Below are 21,441 nucleotides of genomic sequence, written 5' to 3'. Positions count from 1 at the left end.
CGGGTCGCCGCCGACCGCGATGGTCTCGCCGAGCCGCAAGTCCTCCACGGTGATGACCGGACCCTCGGTGAGCAGCACGGCCCGCTCGATGGCGTTCTCGAGCTCGCGGATGTTGCCCGGCCAGTTGTAGCGGACCAGCATCTTCTGGGCGTCGGGCGCGATGCCCTCGAGTTTCCTCTTGAATTCACCCGTGAACTTGCGCACGAACGACGTGGTCAGGGCCGCAATGTCGTCTTTGCGATCGCGCAGCGGCGGGATCTCCACCGAGACGACATTGAGGCGGTAGAACAGGTCCTCACGAAACTGTCCTGCCGTCACCATCGCGGGGAGATTCCGGTTGGTCGCGGCAATCACGCGCACATCCACTTTGAGCGTCCGCGTGCCGCCCAGCCGCTCGAACTCGTGCTCCTGGAGCACGCGCAGGATCTTCGCCTGCGTGTTCGGGCTCATGTCGCCCACTTCGTCGAGAAACATCGTGCCGCCGTCGGCCTGCTCGAAACGGCCGACGCGCTGCTTGTCGGCGCCGGTGAACGCGCCCTTCTCGTGGCCGAACAGCTCCGATTCGAGCAGGTTCTCCTGCAGCGCCGCGCAGTTCACCTTGACGAAGTTGCGGTTCGCACGCAGCGAGTTGTGGTGGATGGCTCCCGCGATCAGTTCCTTGCCCGTTCCCGTCTCGCCGCGAATCAGGATCGTCGTGTTGCTCTTGGCGACCTTGCGCACGATCCCGAGCACCTTCTGGAGCGCGCCTGAACTGCCCACGATGGCGTCGAACTGGTAGATGTCGTTCTGCGTGTGACGGAGGTAGTCGAGTTCGTGGCACATCCGGCGCATCTCCAGCGCCTTCCCAATCTTGAGTTCCATCTCCTCGACTTCGAACGGCTTCTGCACATAGTCGAAGGCGCCGATCTTCATCGCCTCGACCGCCGTGCCGACCGATCCGAACGCGGTCATCAGGATGACCGCGGAGGTCGGGTGCAGCGTCTTCGCCGTGCGCAGGACATCGAGGCCGTCGCTGCCGCCCATCTTGAGGTCGCTCAACACGACGTCGAACTGGGTTTCGTGCAACCGCTCGATGGCGGCGTTCCCGTTGGAGGCTTCGTCCACTTCGTGGCCCGCCTCCACCAGCGCGCGGGCCAGGCCCCGCCGCAACGCGTCGTGGTCTTCGGCAATCAGAATTCGGCCCATGACTGTCTCGCTTTCCTAGAACGCCAGTTGTCCGGGCGTGCCCACCGGTAGCGTCACCGTGAACGTCGTTCCGGCTCCGGGCGCGCTCGCCACATCGATCCGCCCATCGTGCGCGTCGACGATCTTCCGGACGATGGCCAGGCCCAGGCCCGAGCCCTCGTGCTTGGTCGTGAAGAACGGGTTGAAGATGCGCTCCGCAATGGCCGCCGGAATGCCCGGGCCGTCGTCGGCGACCGTGACCACCACTTCGCGCGGGTGCGTCTGGTCGTACGCCGGCCGTTCGTGTGCATCGACACGAATGCACCCGCGGCCGTCAAGCGCCTCGAGCGCATTGATGATCAGGTTGGTGACGACCTGGCAGAGCTGGTGGTGATCCCCGACCAGCGGCGGCAGCGCCGGCGGGACGCTGACCTCGAGGCTCGTGCCCCGGCAGGCGAGCTTGTTCTCGGCCAGCGTGACCGCGTCCTGAACCACTCGGGCGATCGACGTGTGATCCACATCCAGCCTGATCGGCCGGACGAAATCGAGCACCTCGAGCACGATGGCATTGGCCATCTTCGCCTCGTTGATGATGTCACCCAGCATGCCCTGCAAATCCGTACGATCGGCCAGCTGCCGCCTGAGCAGTCCGGCCATCACCTCGATGCTGGCGAGCGGGTTCTTCACCTCGTGCGCGATCATCGCGGCCATCTCGCCAAGCGCCGCGAGCCGATCGCGAAGCCGCTCACGCTCCTCCGCCTGTTCAACCAGCGTCAGATCCTTGAAGAACATGGCCGCGCCATACACCCGATCCCGCTCATCACGGATGAGCGACACGGTGTAGCCGATAACCGTGCCCGTGGGCTTCAGACGAAGCTCGGCCCGGTTGGGCAGATGGCTCAGGTCGAAGACGCCGGCAAAGACGCGGAGCAGGTCGGGATGATCGCGCAGCAGATCAGTGAAGTGGCGCCCGAGATCGCCGGCGGTCTCCGATACGCCCAGAATCCGGTACGCTTCTTCGTTGATGGCGGTGATGGCGCCATCCCGCGTGATCGCCATCACGCCGTTGCGCATGCTGGCGATCAGATCGCGAAAGAAGCGATTATCGATCGACTTCATCATGACGGTCTTCCCGCCCCTGGACCGGGACCAGGGAGGCTCTACGACACCAGAATTGTAGTCCGCTTTCAGTTTTGTCATCATTTCCCAGTCCATCCCGGAGTGTTCGCCGTGAAATACGGCGAATGAGGTGATCCGGCTCGGCGCCGGACCACCATGTCCTCTAGGGATGAGCAAGGAAGATGCCCGTCAATCCTTCTTGTCGATGGGCACGAGCACGATGGCGGGAACGCCGGCGGCACTGACCGCCTTGTTGAACTCCGCGAGCTCCGTGTCGAACAGCTTCTGGAGCCGCGCCGCCACATCAGACAACTGCGGCTTGAGATCCCGGTAGCGCGCCAGTACGCCGGCGGTGGGCCTGGCGTCAGCGGTATCGGCGACACCCGCCAGCCCCGCAAACTGGAAATCGAGCTTCGGCAGGTAGTTCAGGGAATCCTGACTCGTCTTCAGGTTCGGATTGTAGAGTTCGTCGGCCAGCACTGTCAGCTTCTCCAGCAGCCCGTCCGCGCTGGCCTTCAGGGCCTGGCCCTTTCCGATCGCCTCGGCATGTTTCATCAGAGCTGTCGTCTGCGTCCGGACGTCCTTGATGCGCCTGATCGCGTTGTGGATCCAGGCGAGATCATCCCGGACCATCCTGAGAAAATCGGCCTGAGTCGCCAGATCGGCGGCGGGGACGCTGACGGCCGGGTTCGGCCGCACCTCGAAGGGCGCCTCCACCTGTTCCTGTCCGACACGCAGCCGCACCGTGTACCGTCCGGGCGTGATGCGAAGGCCCTGCGGCGGAAAATCTCCGTACGTATACCGCGGCACGACGAGGCTGGCGACGGCCTCCCGCAGGTTCCAGACGAAGCGATTGACACCCGCCACCGGCTCGATCGGCTTCTCCTCGTCCTCGTCCTCTTCACCGGCTTCCTTCAATTCGTCCGCGCCCGGCGTCGCGACGCTCGACAGGGTCCGCAGAACGGTGGCGCCGTCCAGGAACTCGATCGTCACCGGAACCTCGGCTTTCGGTTTGTCCTTCAACCAGAAGTTCACGATCACGCCGCTGGGCCTGTTCTTGCCTGCGCTGAGGCTCTTGCCCACGTCGCCTGGAAGCCGGAAGGTCGGCCGCGGCGCAAACAGGCGAATGGGCGCCTGCCGGATGTCGGGCTGCCACTGGCGGAGCGGCGTCAGGTCGTCGAGGATCCAGAACGCCCGCCCCTCGGTCGCCACGACAAGATCCTCGTGCTTGACGGCCAGGTCGGTAATCGGCACCACGGGCAGATTCCTCTGAAACGGCTGCCAGTTCGCTCCATCGTCGAAGGAGATGTACAGGCCCGTCTCCGTGCCGGCGTACAGCAGTCCCCGCCGCGCGTTGTCCTCTCGCACCACTCGCGCGAACGTCGTGTCGGGAATGCCGGTGACGATCTTCGTCCACGTCTGGCCGTAGTTGCTGGTCTTGTAGATATACGGGCGCAAGTCGTCGTGCTGATTCATCATCGCCGACACATAGGCGGTCGCCTTGTCGTGCGGCGACACCTCGATGGTGTTGATCCGGATCCACTCGGGAATGCCCGTGGGCGTGACATTGGTCCACGTCTTGCCCCCGTCGCGCGTCAACTGCACGAGCCCGTCGTCGGTGCCGGCCCAGATCGTGCCCGCTTCGTGAGGGGACTCGACGACGCAGAAGATCGTGTCGTAGGTTTCGACGCCGGTGAATTCGTGGGCGATCGGGCCGCCGCTGTAGTCCTGCTTCGTTTTGTCGTTGCGCGTCAGGTCCGGGCTGATCTCAACCCACGACTGGCCGCCGTCGCGCGATCGGAGCAGGACCTGCGCGGCGTGATAGAGCGTGTCCGGGTCGTGCGGCGACAGCAGAATGGGTGCGGTCCACTGGAAGCGGTACTTCAAATCGCGTGCAGCGCGTCCGTCGATCACCTGCGGGTACGCGACGATCTCGCGCGACTCCCCGGTCTTGTGGTCGTAACGCGTGATGGACCCGCCGTAGCCGCCGGCAAAGACGATGTCCGGATTGCGAGGATCGGGAGCAATCCAGCCCGACTCCCCGCCGCCCACGCCGTGCCAGTGGGCGCTGGTGATGCTCGAATCGCGGCCGCCGCTCGGGATCGCGATGCTCGTGTTGTCCTGCTGCGAGCCATAGACCCAGTACGGAAACCGCGAATCGGTCGTGACGCGGTAGATCTGGGCCGTCGGCTGGTTGTCCTCAGCGGACCACGACTGGCCGCCGTTCACTGAAATCTCGGCGCCGCCATCGTCGCCGAGGATCATCCGCGCCGGGTTGTCGGGATCGATCCACAGGTCATGAGTGTCGCCGTGATGCACGCGGATGCTCGAAAACGACTTCCCGCCGTCAATCGACTTGAGGAACTGGATGTTCGGCGCGTAGACGACATCCTCGTTGACCGGATCGGCAAAGACGCCCGAGTAGTACCACGCCCGCTGACGAATCCGGTGCGAACCGTTGACGAGCGTCCACTTGTCGCCCCCGTCGTCGCTCCGATAGAGGCCGCCTTTGTCGGCTTCGATCATCGCCCAGACGCGCGAGGGCCGCGATTGCGACACCGTGACCGTCACCTTGCCGACAATGCCTTCGGGAAGGCCCGCAGTGAGCTTCTTCCATGTGTCGCCGCCGTCGATCGACTTATAGAGTCCGCCCCCGGGACCGCCGCTCTGCATCGTCCAGGACTTCCGGTAGACCTGCCAGAACGCGGCGTAGAGAATGCGCGGATTGGTTGGGTCCATCATCAGATCGGACGCGCCGGTCTTGTCGTCGACATAGAGCACGTGCGTCCATGTCTTTCCGCCATCGAGCGTGCGGAAGATTCCTCGCGCGCGGTTCGGACCCCAGATGTGGCCCTGGGCCGCGACCAGCACGATGTCGGGATTCTGCGGATTGATCCTGACGCGCGCGATCTGTCTTGTGTCGGAGAGCCCCACATTGGTCCATGTCGCGCCGGCATCGGTCGACTTGTAGACCCCATCGCCATGCGAGCTCGTGCTGCCGCGAATCGCCGTCTCGCCCATGCCGACATACAGCACGTTCGGATCGGAATCGGCCACCGCGATCGCGCCGACCGAACCCGTCTTGAAGAACTTGTCCGACACGTTCGCCCAGGTCGCGCCGCCGTCTATCGTCTTCCAGACGCCGCTGCCCGTGCCTCCGAAGTAGTACATGAGCGGCTTCCCGCGTACGCCCGTCACTGCGACGGAGCGGCCGCCACGGAACGGTCCGATGTTCCGGAACTCGAGGCCGGGAAACAGATCAGAGAACGAAGGCGGTGGTGACCCCGCTACGGGTGCGCCTGTTGGCGGCATGGCCATGGTGCCGGCGGGGGCCGGTTGTGTCTTGACCGGCGGGACTGTTGCCGCGGCGGGCTTCGCCTTGGCGGGCGTTTGCGCGGCCTGTGGCGCCTGCGCGATCACGGTCCAGGACAGCATCACCAGCAGCGCAGCAATCGTCGGAACGCGGGACATCGGCACGACTCACCTCCACCAGCATCAACCGGATCGGTAACGCGCAGAATAGCACGCGGGACGACGCCGCGTGATACCCTTGACCCGCACGCGATGACGGCCTTTTCGCGCATCCTCCTGACCGGGGGCGGCACAGCCGGGCACGTGAACCCGGCACTGGCAATCGGACGGGCGCTTGGTGATGAGCGCACGGCCTACCTCTACGTCGGCGTGCGCGGCCGCGCCGAGTCCGAAGTCGTTCCACGCGAAGGCATCCCGATTCGGTACGTTCGCGCGTCGGCCTATCCGGGCGCTCGCCCGTCCCTGCATTGGCTGCGCTTTGTGGCCGACCTCGCGCTGGGCACCTTCAAGGCGCTTGTGCTGGTCCGGCGTTTCCGGCCCGACGTCATTGTCGGCACGGGCGGGTTTGCGTCGGCGCCCGTGATGATTGCCGCGTCGCTGCTGAAGCGGGCGGGCCTCTGCCGGGCGGGGATCTACGTGCACGAGCAGAACGCCGCACCGGGGCGGCTCAATCTGATGGTCGGCCGCCTCGCCGATCGTGTCTTCGTGTCGTTCCCCGAGACGCTTGCCTCATTCCCGGTCAATGGCATCGTGGCCGGGTACCCGCTCAGGCGGCGCCTCCAGGGGATCGAACGCGACGCGGCCCGCCAGTCGCTGGACTTCGCCGTCCCGGCCGGCCGGACGGTGGTGTTCGCCTTCGGCGGCTCGCAAGGGGCACGCACCATCAATCACGCCGTCGTCGACGCGCTGGAGTCCCTGTTGCCGCACCGCGACAGGCTCTTCATCATCCACGGCACCGGCCTGAGGAAATCCGGCAGCCGCTATGACGCGGCCCAGGCGACGGCCGAGCGTCTGCGCGCGCGGTACAGCGAAGAACAGCGCCGCCAGATCGAGTCGTTCTACGTGGCGCGACCTTTCTTCCACGAGATCGAGCGCGTGTATGCGCTGTCCGATCTGGTCGTCGTGCGTGCGGGGGCGGGCACCTTGAACGAGATCGCCTCACTCGGGCTTCCCGCGATCGTGGTGCCGAAGGCGAACCTGTCGGGCGATCACCAGGTGATGAACGCGCGGGCGCTCGCCAGGACCGGCGGGGCAGTCGTGCTGTACGAGGAGACCTGCGAGCGCAACGGCTCGCTGGTCGAGGAACTGGATGGCCGTCTGCTCGCCTCCACGATTCTCGACGTCATCGAACCCGTGCGCCTGCGCCGGATGGCCGAAGGCGTTCGGGGATTCGTGCAGCAGGACGCGCGCGATCTAATCCGGCGCGTGGTCGCCGGCGAGCCGATCGACGCGACATCCGGGGGGGCACAGGGAGCCTGGCGGGTCGAGCCCGGCGTCAGCCTGCTGTCAGACGCGGCGCTGGTCGCCACACTCGAGCGCGCGCTCGGCGCCCGCGGGCACGAGTACCGAATCGAGCGCGAGATCCCATCAGCCGATGACCGAGCCTACTACGTGAGCCGCGCGGCCTCCCGGCTTGCCAGTTCGTCGTGGGAGAGCCGCAACCTGGGGGTCAAGCTCATCGGCCTGCTGCAGGCGCGCGAGAAACTCCCGCTGGTTGTTGCCCTGCTCCGCGACCGCCGTCCGGCCGCGTGGTACAAGCGGCTGGTCGGCGGCGATTTCGAACAGGTCGGCTTCATCCGGCGCAACGCGCTCACATGCCTGGCGCGACTCGGCGTGGTCACGCCCGCCGTCGAAGACGTCCTGGCGGCGGCCTTCACCGATCCGTACTATGAAGTCCGGAGCGAGGCCGCGCGAACGGCGGCTGCACTCGACAGAGCTCTTGGCGATGAGGCGCGGCGCCGGCTAACGGCATCGCTCATCAACCTGTTGCGGGATTCGTGGCTGGAAGTTGCGGCCACCGCTGCCGACGCGCTCGGCACTGTGGGCGGGCAAGACGATGCGCTGCCGGCGCTGCTGGAGCTGCAACGCTTCCGGTACTGGGTCGTTCGGGCGGCCGGCTTGCGCGGACTGCGGTCGCTGGTCGAACGCGGACGCGCCGGCGATCTCGCCGAACTCGAACGCCAGGTTCGCGGGTTTGTGCTGACGGCCACGGATTTCAGGCCAGAGTTCACCATTCGCAGTTCCTACGCGGGCGTGGTCGACGCCATCGCACGACAAAGGAGCTCCGGCACATGATTCACCTGCTCGGACATCTGCTGGCAGGCGGTTACCGGGCCTGGTCGATCCTGAGGTTGCTCGACTACCTGTCGGTGCGCGCCATCGCCGCCTCCATGACGGCCTTCGTCCTGGTGCTCGCCATCATGCCGCGCTTCATCTGGTACCTCCACCGCCGGGGACTCGTCGATCAGGTGCGCGAAACGGGCGTGCCGTCGGCGTTCGACAAGGCCGGCACACCGGTGATGGGTGGGGCGGTGATGGTCGGCAGCGTGCTGGCCGCGTCGCTGGCCTGGTGCGATCCGACGAACCGCTATGTGTGGAGCGTGCTGGCCGGCATGGTGTGGTTCGCGCTGATCGGCCTGAGCGACGACGTGGCGAAGTGGCGGGCGCGATCGGGCAATCGCGGGATGAGCGAGGGACGGAAACTGCTGCTGCAGGGTGCGTTCGCCGGACTGTTCGTGGCGTTTCTCGCCAGCCCCTGGTCGCCGCTGCCCGCGAGGGAGGCCGGAGCGTTCTACGTGCCGTTTGTGAAGGCGGCGCTCTTCAACTCGTTGTGGGTCTACCTGCCCATCGCGTTCTTCTTTGTCGTGCTGGTCGGCAACGCCGTCAACATCACCGATGGACTCGACGGCCTGGCCATCGTGCCGTCCGTGCTGGCGGTGTCGGCGCTCGGGGTGTTCGCCTACATCATGGGGAATGCCATCTGGGCGCACTACCTGTTCTTTCCGCTGCTGCCGGGAGCCGGCGAGTTGATCGTGGTGTGTGCGGCATTTGCCGGCGCCGGGATCGGGTTCCTCTGGTACAACGCTTATCCGGCGCAGATCTTCATGGGAGACGCCGGCTCGCTCGCCATCGGCGGCTGCCTGGCGACCCTGTCGGTGGTCGTCAAGCAGGAAGCCCTCTTTCTGATTCTCGGCGGCCTGTTCATCGCCGAAGCGGTCACCTCGCAGGTGCAGGACAAGGTCGGCATCAAGTGGCTGGGCCGGCGCCTGTTCTACCGGGCGCCGCTGCACCATCAGATGCAGCATACTGGGCTGGCCGAAACGAAGGTCGTGATCCGGCTGTGGATCGTCTCGCTGATCCTCGCGCTGATTTCCATTGCGACCGTCAAGCTGAGATGAGGACCTGTTCGGGGTTCGGGATTCCCGCCTTCGCCGGACCCGCGAGACGCCGGCTTCGGCGCGGCAAGCGGGATGAGGGGAGGCCAATGCCATGATCTCGAATCGGTATGTTGTGACCCTCGGAATGGGATGCGCGCTCGCGATTGCGCCGATCGCGGCGAACGTGCCCGTGGCGGCCCAGCGATCGGCGGTCGAGCGGACGGCGGCCCGCGGTGATTTCACCGCGGCCTCCGCGGCGCGCTTCGCCAACCTCGCCCTCGCGTGCGTGCACCAGGAGTATCCCAGCAAGATCGCGCACGTGCTGAACAGCGAGGCCGACGTGCGGGCGCCCCACCAGCTGACGCCCGCCTTCTACGGATGCTACGACTGGCATTCGTCAGTGCATGGCCACTGGCTGCTCGCGCGGCTGGCTCGCACCTTTCCCGCGGCGCCATTTGCCGAGCCGGCGCGCCAGGCTCTCGCCGCCAGCCTGACCGCCGCGAACATCGCAGGCGAAGTGCAGTACCTCAACGGCGCCGGGCGGACCAGTTTTGAGCGTCCCTATGGCCTGGCGTGGCTGTTGCAGCTGGCGGCCGAGTTGCGTGAGTGGGACACGCCGCAGGCGAAAGCGTGGGCCGCCACAATCAGGCCGCTCGAACACGCCGCTGCCGCCAGGCTCAGGGAGTGGCTGCCGAAGCTGTCCCGGCCGATCAGGATCGGCGAACACGACCAGACGGCGTTCTCCTTCGGATTGATCCTCGACTGGGCGCGCACGGCGAACGACCTGCAGATGATCGATCTGCTCACCTTGCGCATCGGGGACTACTACGGCAAGGACCGCAATTGCCCGTTCAGCTACGAGCCGTCCGGCCAGGACTTCCTCTCGCCGTGCCTGGCCGAGGCCGACCTGATGCGCCGCGTGCTGCCGCGATCACAATACGGGGCCTGGCTCCAGGCCTTCCTGCCGATGATTCCTGTGACCGGATCCACGGCGTGGCTCGAGCCAGCCGTCGTGACCGATCCCGGCGATCCGAAGCTGGCGCATCTGGATGGCTTGAATCTCAGCCGGGCGTGGATGCTCGATGGCATCGTCTCTGGCCTCGCCCCAGCCGACGCGCGGCGCGCCTCTCTGCAGGCGGCGGCGCTGAGCCACCGCGCGGCGGGCCTCAAGGCCGTCACCGGCGAACGCTACGAGGGCGGACACTGGCTCGGGAGCTTCGCGGTCTACCTGGTGACCGGCCGCGGGTTGTGAACTGAGCGCTATGAGCGGCATCTTTAAACATCTGCTGATCCTGGGGCGTCCGGCGTGCGGCAAGTCGGAGTTCATCGACTTCCTGAAGCACACGCCGGAGGACGTGAGGCGTCGCCGGCTGCACATCGGCCGCTTGGAGGAAGTGGACGACTTCCCCTGGCTCTGGGAGAAGTTCCAGGACGACGACGCGCGCGCAAAAGCCGGTCAGGACCGCCTCTACACGCAGGAGTACATGCCGGGCAATCCGGGCATGGCCCCGAAGGGTGCCGGGCTCTTTGATTGGTGCATACAGAAGTTCAACGACGTCATCACGAAACAGTATCTGGACAACGCGGAGTCGGATCGCGACGCGACCGTGCTCATCGAGTTCTCACGGGGCGGCCGCGACGGCTTTGGCAAGGCGCTCGGGATGCTGGACCGGCGGATTCTGGAGCCGGCTGCCATCTTGTACATCCAGGTGTCGCGCGAGGAATCGTGGCGCCGCAATGTCGCCCGCTACCAGGAGAAGCTGAAGCACTCGATTCTGGCGCACATGGTGCCCCGCGAGACCTACGACTTCTTCTACGACATCAACGATTGGGAGTCGCTCACCAGCCGCAAGTCGTCAGGCCTGATTGACGTCAACGGCCTGGCCGTGCCGTTCGTGTCGATGAACAACGAGCCCGAATCGACCGACTCTGTCGTGCTCGAGGAGCGCTACGCCGGGGCGCTCACGCGTCTCTGGGAGTTGCGGAGCGCCCGGACATGAGCGCTACTCACGCCGCGATCTTCGAACATCTCTTCGTCCTGGGCCGGCCGGCCGGAGGCAAGAGCGAGTTCATCGACTTCATGAAGAAGGTGGGCGACGAGGATCGGGCCGCCCGCTTCGGCATCGGCCGCTTCGAAGAGATCGATGATTTCCCCTGGCTGTGGAGCGCGTGTCTCGAGGACGACGAGCGGGACGGCCAAGGCGTTGCCCGGCTGGTCTCCGAGCGAACGGCGGAAGGCTACAACATCACGCAGCCGAAGTTCCGCGGCTCGCTCGTCAACCGGTTCAACGACACGATTACGGCGAAGTACCTGGCCAATCCCTCGTTCTACGAGCGCGGCACGCTGCTCATTGAATTCGCCCGAGGCCAGTCGGATGGATTCCGCGAGAGCCTGGAGCGTTTCCTCCCGGCGATTCTCCGTCGCGCGGCGATTCTCTACATCAACGTGTCGTTCGACGAGTCGTATCGCAGGAACTCCGCGCGATACCGGAAGGGGCAGGAAGAATCGATCCTGTTCCACAAGGTGCCTGATCGCGACATGTTCGGGTTCTTCCGCCACAACGACTGGGACGAACTGACGGGCGGCCGGCCCGACGGTCGGATCGACCTCGCAGGTGTGCGCGTGCCGTTCGTCTCCATGCCCAATGAGCCCGAATCGTCCGATCCTGGCGTGCTGGGCGAGCGCTACGCGCTGGCGCTCGGGCGGCTCAGGGATCTTCTCCGCACAAGGTGACGCATGCGAAACCCGATGAACCACTCCGCCGAGTACCGGCACCGCCGCTTCAGCAACTGGTTCCCGCTCGGCATCACGTACGCCACCTACTACATGGGGCGGTACAACCTCAACGTCTCGTCGACCACGATGATGGACAAGTTCCACCTGTCGAAGGCGGACTTCGGGATCATCGCGACGGCCGGCTTCTGGACGTACGCGCTGGCGGTGGCGTTCAACGGGCCGCTGGCCGATCGGATCGGCGGGAAGAAGTCGATCCTGATTGGCGCGGCCGGCGCCTGCGCGCTCAACCTGATCATCGGCCTCCTGTTTCTAAACGGCTGGCAGACCAAAATCATTGTCGGCATGTCGCTGCTCTACGCAGTGAACATGTACTTCCAGTCGTTCGGGGCTCTTTCGGTCGTCAAGGTCAATGCGCCGTGGTTCCACGTCAAAGAACGCGGGGTCTTCGGCGGCATCTTTGGGATCATGATCTCCTCCGGGTATCTCCTCGCGTTTACGTTTGGCGGGTGGATCCTGTCGCATATGGAATGGTACTGGGTGTTCCTGATCCCGTCGGGCCTCCTGGCAGTGATGTTCATGGTCGACGCCTTCCTCGTGAAAGACAAGCCGTCGGAGGCCGGCTACCCGGATTTTGGGACCGGTGATGCCACCTCGGGAGACGCGGACAAGAACAAACCCGTCGACTTCGGCTATCTGGTTCGCCGCGTGTTCACCAATCCCATCATCCTGACGATCATCGCCGCCGAGTTCTGCACCGGCTTCGTGCGGCAGGGCGTGATGCTCTGGTTCGTGCCCTTTCTCAAGGAAGTGCACAAGGTTGCGCCTGGCACGATGTCGGTCACGATGCCGTGGCCGCAGGTGATGATCGACGCGTTCTCGCTGACCTCGACTGGCATTCCGTTGGACGTCTTCGCCATCGCCTCACTGGGCATCACGGTTGGCGGGATCGCTGGCGGCCTGCTGTGCGGCTACCTCTCCGACAATCTGTTCCAATCTCGGCGGCCGCCGGTCGCCTTCATCTTCTACATCGGACAGATCGGGGCGCTGGTCGCGCTTGGCCAGGCGACCTCGCCGCTGATGGCCGCCCTGTTGATTCCGTTTACCTGCATGTGGATCTTCGGCGTGCATGGGATGCTTTCGGCGACATCGGCGATGGATTTCGGAGGCACCAAGGCCGCGGCAACGGTAGCCGGCATCTGTGACGGCGTCCAGTACATCGCGTCCGGGTTGACCGGGTTTGCGCTTGGCTGGGCGCTCGACAAGCACGGTTGGGGGATGTGGACCTACATGATCATCCCGTTCTCCGTCATTGGGGCGTTGTTGATGACGCGTCTCTGGAACGAAACACCCCTCAGGAAGCATGCCGCGCACTGACGTGCTTCGACTCGCGAAGACCGTCGTGTGTTCCTGCGAGGGGACCGGGCAACCACACTCGCTCAGCACGGCGTCGTGAGGAATGGCCTCGATTGACGAGTTCATGAATCGAAGGACTAACGCCGCTGGCTCGGGCGGCGCGGACACGCGGCGCGAGACGGATAGCATTCCGACCGTTGACCTGCACCGTCACTTCGAGGCGGGGCTGACACCCGAGACCATCGCGCGGCTGGCCGCGCGGCATGGTCTCTCGGAGGTTCGTGTCCGATCGGGCGAAATCGTCCCCGGTGTCGATCCCCAGGATCCCGAATCCATCCGGCGCTACTACCGCGGGATCGCGGCAGGCTTCGGCGGCCCCGACGGCTTTGGGCGGTTCGTTGATTCGTTCGGCCTGCCGCTGTCGGTGCTCCGCACGCTCGAGGATCTGGAAGAGGCCGCGTTCGATCAAATCGTGGATGGCGCCGATCGCGGCAGCCTGCACACCGAGCTGCGAGGATCGCCCTTCAGTTACCAGGAGTTCGTCAACGCTTCAATCGAGGACATCGGTGCCGCGCTCGTTCACGGCGTCGAGCGCGCCTGGCGCGAACGCGGGGCGAGCGGGACATTCCTGCTGTCCTTCAGCCGTCAGAAGGGACTTGGCGCAGCCGGCCTCGGTCCGGCTGGCCGGCAGGCTCCCGCTATTGCCGATCTTGCAGCCAGGCTGCATCAGTCGGATCGCCCGGTCGGCCTCGACATCGCCGGCTTTCCGGAAACACCGTTTCCTCCGCGCCGCTTTCAGGAGGCGCTCGGGCCCGCGCGCGAGGCCGGCGTGCCCCTCACCGTGCACGCTGGCGAACAGGGGAGACCGCCCGCGTACGTCGGAGCGCCTCCCGCGTTGATTGTCGAGGCCATCGAGGCGCTCGGCGCCAGACGGATCGGTCACGGCACATCGCTGGCGGCCTCGCGCGATGCACGACAGCTCGTGCGCGAGCGCGGCATCGCGATCGAGTGCTGCCCGGTGTCAAACGATCGCCTGGGCTTCGTGCCGCTTGCGCAGCATCCGCTCCCGCTGTTTCTCGACGAACAGCTGCTCGTCTCTGTCGGCACCGACGACCCGCTGATGTTCGGTCCCTTCACGGTGGCGGAGACGTGTGACATGGTGGCTTCCGCACCGGGACTGGACGGTGCGTGGCGGCTTCAATTGACGAAGAATGGCATCGAGTCGGCGTTCGTCAGCGACGAACGGCGCCGCTGGCTGCGACGACAACTCGCGGGTGCCAGTGAGCGGCCAGGCGCAGAGGGTAGCCAGTAGTCAGTGGTCGGTAGGAAACGCAACGAGCAAGAAGCGATGAGCAAGGAGAGTCTCCCTATCTACTGACTACTGACTACCTTCACTCCCACCGTCTTCCGACGCGTGGCTCTGCAGAGCTTCCCACTGGCTCATCAGGTTGCCGACGTCCCACATCAGTTTCTGGTGCTCGTCGATGATCGGTTTGGACGTATCACGGTTGTCGTAGAAGCCGGGTGCAGCCATCAAGGCCTCGATGTCCTTGATCCGGCTCTCGCGATTACTGATGCGGCTCTCGAGTTCGGCGATCCGATCGCGCAGCGCCTTGCGCGCCCGTGCCCGCTTTCGTGCCTCGGCATCCGCTCTCTTCCTCGCCTCGTACTCGGCCGCCCGATCGGGGGCGGCCGCGGGTGCCGGATGTTTCGATGGCGCGGGCCTCTTCTCGCCGCGGACCGCGGGAGTCGTCGCAGGCAACGCGCGCGATGGCGCCGGGGCCTTCGAGGCGGGCCTGCGTCCGATGTCGAGCGGATCCGGAAGTGCCGGCGGCTGTCCTGCATGCGTCCGGCTCCAATGGAATTCCTCGTAGGTGCCAGGGTAGAGCAGGGCCCGGCCGTCGCCAATCTCCACGACTTTGGTCGCCAGCCCGTCGATGAAGTATCGATCGTGCGAGACAACGATGAGCGTGCCGCCGTAATCCATCAGGGCATCGAGCAGCACGTCCTTCGAATCGAGATCGAGGTGGTTGGTGGGCTCGTCGAGCAACAACGTGTTGGACGGCAGCAGCAGCATGCGCGCCACGGCCAGCCTCGTCCGTTCGCCGCCCGACAGCACGCCCACCCGCTTGTACACATCGTCGCCCGAGAACAGGAAGCCGCCAAGAATGTCGCGAATCATCGGCACCATATGCAACGGGGATCCTGACGACAGCGTCTCGTAGACCGTCAGATCCGGATCGAGCCGTGTCGCCTCGTCCTGCGCGAAGTACTGCATCACCACCTGATGACCCAGCGTCCGTTCGCCCGCGTCGGGGGGCTCGACACCTGAAAGCATGCGCATCAGCGTCGATTTTCCGGCGCCGTTGGGTCCGAGAAGCGCGATGCGATCGCCGCGCTCGATGTGCAGGTTTGCGCCGGTGAAGACCGAGGTCGTCCCGTAGGCCTTGGCGACCTCCTTCAGATCGAATACCATCCGCCCGCTCTTCTCGCACGTCGGAAAATGAAAACGCACGCGCTTCCGCTCCGGCGGCACCTCGACCGGCGTGACCTTCTCGAGCAGCTTGATGCGGCTCTGCACCTGGGCGGCCTTGGTCGCCTGGTACCGGAACCGATCGATGAACATCTTGATTCGCGCCACCTCGTCATCCTGCCGGCGCTTGGCGTCGCGCAGTCGTTCCATCCGGGCGTCGCGTTCGGCAAGGTAGTGGGAGTAGTTGCCGGGGTAGTCGGTCAGCGTGCGCAGATTGATGTCGGCGATCCGATCGACGACGGCGTCGAGAAAGTACCGATCGTGCGAGACGAGGATGACCGCGTAAGGATAATCGTTCAGGTACCCCTCGAGCCAGTTGCGCGCGTCGAGGTCGAGATGATTGGTCGGTTCATCGAGCAGCAGCAGTTCGGGTCGCTCGAGCAACAGCTTGGCGAGTGCAATACGCATCTGCCATCCGCCCGAGAAGGCGCGCGTGGAGCGGTCGTAGTCGGCCGGCCGGAACCCGAGGCCCCGGAGCACGGTGTCGATCTTCAGATCGATCGCGTAGCCGTCGTGGAGGCGAAACAGATCCTGGAGATGACTGTAGCGATGCAGAATCTCGTCGTGCTCGGAGACCGGCACGGCCGGGTCCGCCAGCCGATCCTCGAGTGTCTGCATCTCGGACTTCGCGTCGAGCAGCCCCTTGAATGCCAAGGCGGCTTCCGCGTAGAGCGTGAGGCCTTCGTGCGTCAGGCCGTCCTGCGGAAGGTACCCGACACGCGTGCCTGACGGCTTGACGATGCCGCCCGCATCAGGCTCATCGAGGCCGGCCAGCATCCGGAGCACCGTCGTCTTGCCGGCACCGTTCGGGCCGCACAGGCCGACGCGTTCGCCGTCGGACACCTGCCACGTGACGTCCTGCAGCAGAACGCGGTCGCCAAACGCTTTTGTCAGGGATGAGAGCTGAATCATGAATTGGAGGCGCCAACTGTCGCCGCTCGATCAGGATAACACTCTACTATACCGGAGCGCTTTGCCTCGACGTGCTGACCGCAGAGAGTGGTAGTCGGTACTGACTGCTTCTTTTTCTTGTTTCTCCCTCCGCCAAAGGGCCCTATCAAACGAGATGGACTGCACGGGGGGCACACTGTGTCATCTAAAGTCATCCGCGCCCGTGTCGCCAATGGCATTGCCGGCCAGCACGCCCGGCCGTAACATCATGGAGAACGATGAGTGCCTGTTCTGCTCTTCTCCGTACGGTGGTGACAGCGGCGGCGCTGGCGGGCGGGGCGCTGACGTGCCCGATCCACGCGTCCGAGGGCGCGACGACGCTCGTCCGGTTCAAGAGCGACGTGTCGGCCTCGACTTCGCTTCGAGTGTCCAGTTCGGTGCTGCGCATCGGGCCGCAGACGGGTTCGGGCGCCGACGCGGTCGTGATCGGGACGATTGACTACCGCGCCGCCGCGCGAACGCGGAGCGATGGCGAAGTCGTGCTGACCGTTGAAGCGCAGGCGGATCTGACGGCTCTGCCCGGGCCTGCGACCGGCGAGTCGGTGATCGAGTTCGAGGGGGTTGGATTCGGCGCGCGCGACGGAGTGCTGCGGCCTGACGTACCCGAGGTTGCCGGCCGCTGGGTGGGAAGTGGCGTCCGCACCGGTCAACTGATCTTCACGCTTCGCGGTTCGGCGGCGGCCACCGGCATGGCCGTGCCGCTGCGTTTCGTGATCAGTCTGCCCTAGATCCCTTTCTTCTTTGGCGGGAACACTTTTCTCACCTCAGGCCGCTTGTCGAGTTTCACGAGAAACACCAGCCGTTCCGGCACGTGGTCCCTGCTCAATTCGACGGTGACCGCCGGGGCGCCCGCCAACTGGGCCCCATCGGGCAGCGATGCGACCAGCAGGCTAATCGTGTGCGACCCCATCCGCACGCTCTCGAACCGGAATCGCCCGTCCCGCACCAGCTCGGTGCGAGCCCCGTCATCGAGCACGAGCACCGCCCGTTCGATCGGGGTGTCCGCACCCGACAACGTACCGTCATTGTCGACATCCTGGAAGACCACACCGTCGACCGCGCCGAGCGGGAACAGCGCGAAGCGAACCGTGACGTCCCGGTTGCGCGCGACGACCACGGTCTGCCGCTCGTCGGCTGGGGCGTCATAGTCGGCCGGCACGCTCGCCATGTCGAGCGAGACGGACTGTTCGCCAACCGGCACGCCGGCGAACGCGAATCGTCCGTCACGGCCCGTCTCGATCGCCGCCATCGCGCCGAGCGAGACCGTCACGCCGCTGACCGGAGGTTCATCGGCGTCCATGGTGTTGTTGCCGTTCCAGTCGGCGAACACGATCCCGCTGATGACGCCCTGGGGACCGCCGTGCGACAAGCGTCCCGCCGACTGGGACGAGCGCGCGCCCCCGAACGGAAGCGACCGCGTCAGGCGGATCATCGTCCGTGTCATCCACGGGTTGACGCCGTTGCCCAAGGCGTACGGCGAGTGGTCGACATAACAGTCAATCGACAGATACGTCTGGTCCGCCACCGGCCCGCCGAGGCCGACTGCCAGGGACTGGCGGTTCGACACGGTCTGGAGACTCCAGTCGTGTGTTCGCCCGACCGTGCCCTCCAGGCGCAGATAGAGTGGGCCGACCGGCAGTTGACCCCCTCCGCCGACGTGCCAGAGCGTCTCGCCGTCGCCGGATCCGTCCGCCCGGCGCGACCATGAGCCGAGCACGAACAGCTGCCTGCTGCTGCGAAGATTGACGTACAGCTGGCCGGAGGCTTCGTGTTGTGTAGAGCTGACGCCGGAGTCGTTCGGATCGACATTGGATCGGCGTTCGTAGCGCGCAAACAGGCTGGCGGCCTGGAAGCGACCGTGCCATTCGGTTGTGATGACGCCCGTGTCGCTTTCGAATCCTGCGCTGAATCGTGACGGCCGAATCTCGCGGCCCCCGCCTTCAATTCGAACCGTGAGCATCGACGATCCGGCAAGACTGAACCGGACGCCGCCGTACGCGCGCGAGAACGTGCCCGAGGGCACGCTGACCGCCGCCCCTGACGATGCGTCCGGGTTGAGATTGCTTCTCGCGTATTCGGCGCCGCCAAACAGCTTCGCCGACATGGAGACATCGGCCTCGCCCGCGACAAACACTCCCGACCGATCGTTGTATGGGAAGCTCGAGACCGCGTAGTGGCCAAGCGAGTAGCGCTGAGCATTGATCTGAAGCCACCCGCGCGGAAGCGCCCAGATGGCGCCCGCCAATGCCGTCGGCGCGTACTCGGTCAGTGTCACGCCGCGTCGCCGGAACGCCGTGATGCCCCCATCGGCGACCAGCTGAAGCGACGCGTTCGGCCGGTACCGGACGCCGCCGCCCAGATCGGTGCTCCGATCCGTGAATGCCGTGTACAGTCGCATCGGGCCGCTTCGGACGTGCACAGCGTGCGCGTACACATCCAGGCGTTCGCTGGCCCGGTGGGACGCTGACGCCTGATACAGCTGCTGCCCGATGGCTTCCACGTCGGTGCCGAAGATGTTCCGCTGTGCGGTGACGCGTCCCGCGGTGAACAGCACGGTGGTGCGAGCGCTGGATCCCCGAACCGACAGGCCCTGCACTGTGACCGGGGGGGCGAAGAGATTTGAGAACCCGAAATCCTGGACGGCGGGGGCGCTCCACGTGTCGCCGCCGTCAACCGACCAGGTCAGGCCGGCGGCGCGCCAGCCCTCGAAACGCACCATCCCTCGTCCGATGACGACGCGGTCGTCTCGTCGCGTCACATTCAGATCGGCGTACAGATTGCCAAAACGAAAGCCAGGATCGAACAGCCGGATGCCGAGATCAGGCTCGAGCCGGTGCTGGCCGCCGAGGCGCAGCTCGTCGCCGGTAGTCGCCTGGACGGCTGCCGCAATCTGAACCGATGGTTGCTGCGCGCGAACCGGCAACGCCGTCGCCGCAACAAGCAGGGCGCCGATCCACACGGCCGGCCTCATAGCTTCGCGGCGATCTCCATCGTGGTCTCACCGACGATCAGCGCCGGTTGACCCACGTCAATCTTCACCTCGACGCGGTACTTGCCGGGAGGCAGCGGCGTCTGGCCCTCTCCCGAACTCGGGATGCTCACCTCGCGTTCGCTCGCGGGCAGCACCGGGACATTCGGGATCGCCACCTGGCGGACGAGCCTGCCGGCCGCATCGTAGAACGCCAGCGTGCCCTTGGTTCGCACGTGCGTGCGGCTCGTGTTGGTGAGCGTCGCGACGACCGCCGGCGCGCCATCTTTGGGCGTGCGAATCTGCAAGTCGGTCAGGTCGACGCTCGGCACCGGGGTGCCAACCGTTACGTAGAGCAGCGTCGCCACGCGGCCCCGGAACATCACGTCTCGGGAGCGGGCTACCGGATCGGCGTCCGGCGGAGCGAACTCGAACATCACCGCGCACCGGTAGCCGCCCTCTTTCGTGCCGGCGGGGACGGTCGTGCTGAAGCGAACGAGGGCCGTCGCGCCGGCCGCCGCAAGCTGCTCAGGCGGGTTGACGCGAACCCACGAGGCCGCCGAAAACGGGTCGGACGGATCGGCCGGCTTGAACTGCGGCGTCCCGTCTCTCGAGAGATACCAGTCGTCAACGCGCGCCCTGATCCTTGCGGCCTTCTTCGCGTCGTTGCGCAGCGTGACCACCTGGGTATGCGTGGCGCCGACACCCATCTTGAGCTCGACGCGCAGGGGAGTGACTTCAATCGAGAGCGACTCCTGCGCGAACGCGGCCGGCGGCGCGATCAGCAACAGCATCGCTGCGGCTGCATGAACGGCCCGGCGACGGGCCTGCCTGAGTCCCTTCAGGAGGTCCATCTGCACATGTGCCCTGTTCATCAAATGGCCCTTCGTGTCATGCATGATCTCCCGGCTGGACGTCTGCCGCATCAGGGAGCGGTCAGCGTGTAATTCAACGTTGTCGTGTACGTCCCGGTTGAGAAGTTCCACGAATTCACCAGGGCGTAGCTCTGCGTGCCGCTCCAGAACCCCGAGTTGGCCCACGATCCCACGGTCTGGGCCGTCGTCTTGTTCATGGTGCCGCCGGAAAAACCGCCGCCCGTCGCCGTCCACGTCAGATTGCCCGCCGGGATGGTATCGAGGCCAGAACGCAGATCGTCGCTCGCGAGAACCACGAGCGTCACCGTGCTGCCTGGTGTCGTCCTGGCCTTCGCGGTGATAATCAAGGCGCCACCACCGGCTGGCACGAGCGGCACAGCGTCGGGATCCGCGTCCGGAAACGCCATCGACGCGTAGGACAGCGTCAGCTTGGCTCGCGCCGCGACGGTGGCGCTGACCGACATCGTATCGGTTCGACTGGCGGCCCGCAGCAGGGGAGCCGCCGGCGCCAGCACGAACACGAACACGACGATGACTCCGAACAACCGACGCATGCAGTTCTCGTCCTTATGGCGCCGACAGGGTGAACGTGAACGTGGCTGAATAGTTGCCGACGTTGTAGCTCCACGAGTTCGCGAGACGGAAGATCACGGTTCCGGTCTTTGTCGGGTTGGCATTCCCGGTACCCGAAGCCATCGTCTGCTCGACCGCAGTACTCATCGTGCCCGCTTGAAAGGGAGGTGCCGGCGTGGCCGTCCACGTCACTTGACTGATCGGGATACTCGCTATGCCGCTGGTCAGATCGGTCGATGACATGATCGTGATCCTCCAGTTTCCCCCCGAGTTGCCTTGCACCCTGTAGGTGACGGTAACAGCGGCGGCTTGGATGCTGGGGGTCGCATCCGGATCAGCGTCCGCGAATGAAATCGATCCCTGGTCGACACCCAACGTCAGTGTCTGGGCATTGACGCCGGGCGCCATCACCAGCGCCACGCCGGCCGCCAGGCACGCCCCGATAAGTCGACGCATCTTGAAACGGTGCATAGGGCGAT

Annotated in this window: 15 protein-coding genes and 2 pseudogenes; 8 read left to right on the top strand and 9 right to left on the bottom strand. The window is 65.6% G+C overall.

The window, feature by feature from the left end; genetic code table 11:
* Positions 1-51 precede the first annotated feature (51 nt).
* The 4 genes and pseudogenes from NTV05_17985 to NTV05_17970 all read right to left on the bottom strand — a co-directional run bounded on the left by NTV05_17985 (position 52) and on the right by NTV05_17970 (position 5,754).
* Positions 52-762 (bottom strand): annotated as a pseudogene (locus tag NTV05_17985) (sigma-54 dependent transcriptional regulator).
* A 99-nt stretch (positions 763-861) separates the two neighbouring features.
* Positions 862-1,185, bottom strand: a pseudogene (locus NTV05_17980) (response regulator).
* A gap of 15 nt (positions 1,186-1,200) precedes the next feature.
* Positions 1,201-2,286: an ATP-binding protein gene (locus NTV05_17975; GenBank protein ID MCX6546285.1), complete on the bottom strand. Its 1,086-nt coding sequence runs from the start codon at positions 2,284-2,286 to the stop codon at positions 1,201-1,203.
* A 186-nt stretch (positions 2,287-2,472) separates the two neighbouring features.
* Positions 2,473-5,754, bottom strand: a complete 3,282-nt coding sequence (locus NTV05_17970) for a glycosyl hydrolase (GenBank protein MCX6546284.1) — start codon at positions 5,752-5,754, stop codon at positions 2,473-2,475.
* Positions 5,755-5,847: 93 nt separating this feature from the next.
* Between NTV05_17970 and NTV05_17965 the strand changes: the two genes are divergently transcribed.
* From NTV05_17965 to NTV05_17935, 7 genes are all read left to right on the top strand, one after another.
* Positions 5,848-7,890 carry a glycosyltransferase gene (locus tag NTV05_17965; protein MCX6546283.1) on the top strand — a complete coding sequence of 681 codons (2,043 nt, stop codon included), beginning with the start codon at positions 5,848-5,850 and terminating at the stop codon, positions 7,888-7,890.
* A complete protein-coding gene (mraY, locus tag NTV05_17960) occupies positions 7,887-8,993 on the top strand; it encodes a phospho-N-acetylmuramoyl-pentapeptide-transferase (GenBank protein MCX6546282.1) in 1,107 nt (368 codons plus the stop codon). The genes NTV05_17965 and mraY overlap by 4 nt, the downstream gene beginning before the upstream one ends.
* 91 nt (positions 8,994-9,084) lie before the next feature.
* Positions 9,085-10,224: a DUF2891 domain-containing protein gene (locus tag NTV05_17955; GenBank protein MCX6546281.1), complete on the top strand. Its 1,140-nt coding sequence runs from the start codon at positions 9,085-9,087 to the stop codon at positions 10,222-10,224.
* A 10-nt stretch (positions 10,225-10,234) separates the two neighbouring features.
* Positions 10,235-10,972 carry a hypothetical protein gene (locus NTV05_17950; protein ID MCX6546280.1) on the top strand — a complete coding sequence of 246 codons (738 nt, stop codon included), beginning with the start codon at positions 10,235-10,237 and terminating at the stop codon, positions 10,970-10,972.
* Positions 10,969-11,706, top strand: a complete 738-nt coding sequence (locus NTV05_17945; protein ID MCX6546279.1) for a hypothetical protein — start codon at positions 10,969-10,971, stop codon at positions 11,704-11,706. Before NTV05_17950 ends, NTV05_17945 begins: the two co-directional genes overlap by 4 nt.
* A 3-nt stretch (positions 11,707-11,709) precedes the next feature.
* Positions 11,710-13,083 (top strand): MFS transporter, encoded by a 1,374-nt coding sequence (locus NTV05_17940; protein MCX6546278.1) that lies wholly within the window; start codon positions 11,710-11,712, stop codon positions 13,081-13,083.
* A gap of 103 nt (positions 13,084-13,186) precedes the next feature.
* The gene (locus NTV05_17935) at positions 13,187-14,374 is read left to right on the top strand and encodes an adenosine deaminase family protein (GenBank protein ID MCX6546277.1); all 1,188 of its coding nucleotides are present in this window, start codon (positions 13,187-13,189) and stop codon (positions 14,372-14,374) included.
* Positions 14,375-14,440: 66 nt separating this feature from the next.
* Here NTV05_17935 and NTV05_17930 read toward each other — a convergent pair whose 3' ends face one another.
* Positions 14,441-16,507: an ABC-F family ATP-binding cassette domain-containing protein gene (locus tag NTV05_17930; GenBank protein ID MCX6546276.1), complete on the bottom strand. Its 2,067-nt coding sequence runs from the start codon at positions 16,505-16,507 to the stop codon at positions 14,441-14,443.
* Between the two features lie 257 nt (positions 16,508-16,764).
* Here NTV05_17930 and NTV05_17925 point away from each other — a divergent pair, with 257 nt between their 5' ends.
* Positions 16,765-17,274 (top strand): hypothetical protein, encoded by a 510-nt coding sequence (locus NTV05_17925; GenBank protein ID MCX6546275.1) that lies wholly within the window; start codon positions 16,765-16,767, stop codon positions 17,272-17,274.
* Here NTV05_17925 and NTV05_17920 read toward each other — a convergent pair.
* The 4 genes from NTV05_17920 to NTV05_17905 are packed head-to-tail and all read right to left on the bottom strand — an operon-like array spanning position 17,271 to position 21,418.
* On the bottom strand, positions 17,271-19,505 hold the full coding sequence (locus NTV05_17920) for a hypothetical protein (protein MCX6546274.1): 2,235 nt from the start codon (positions 19,503-19,505) through the stop codon (positions 17,271-17,273). The genes NTV05_17925 and NTV05_17920 overlap by 4 nt on opposite strands.
* Positions 19,506-19,513: 8 nt before the next feature.
* Positions 19,514-20,389, bottom strand: a complete 876-nt coding sequence (locus NTV05_17915) for a hypothetical protein (protein MCX6546273.1) — start codon at positions 20,387-20,389, stop codon at positions 19,514-19,516.
* A gap of 50 nt (positions 20,390-20,439) precedes the next feature.
* Positions 20,440-20,943 carry a hypothetical protein gene (locus tag NTV05_17910; protein MCX6546272.1) on the bottom strand — a complete coding sequence of 168 codons (504 nt, stop codon included), beginning with the start codon at positions 20,941-20,943 and terminating at the stop codon, positions 20,440-20,442.
* A gap of 13 nt (positions 20,944-20,956) precedes the next feature.
* A complete protein-coding gene (locus NTV05_17905; protein MCX6546271.1) occupies positions 20,957-21,418 on the bottom strand; it encodes a hypothetical protein in 462 nt (153 codons plus the stop codon).
* Positions 21,419-21,441 lie beyond the last annotated feature (23 nt).

This window comes from Acidobacteriota bacterium (assembly GCA_026393755.1).
Lineage (GTDB): Bacteria > Acidobacteriota > Vicinamibacteria > Vicinamibacterales > JAKQTR01 > JBAXOX01.
This window is presented reverse-complemented; position numbering and strand designations above follow the sequence as displayed.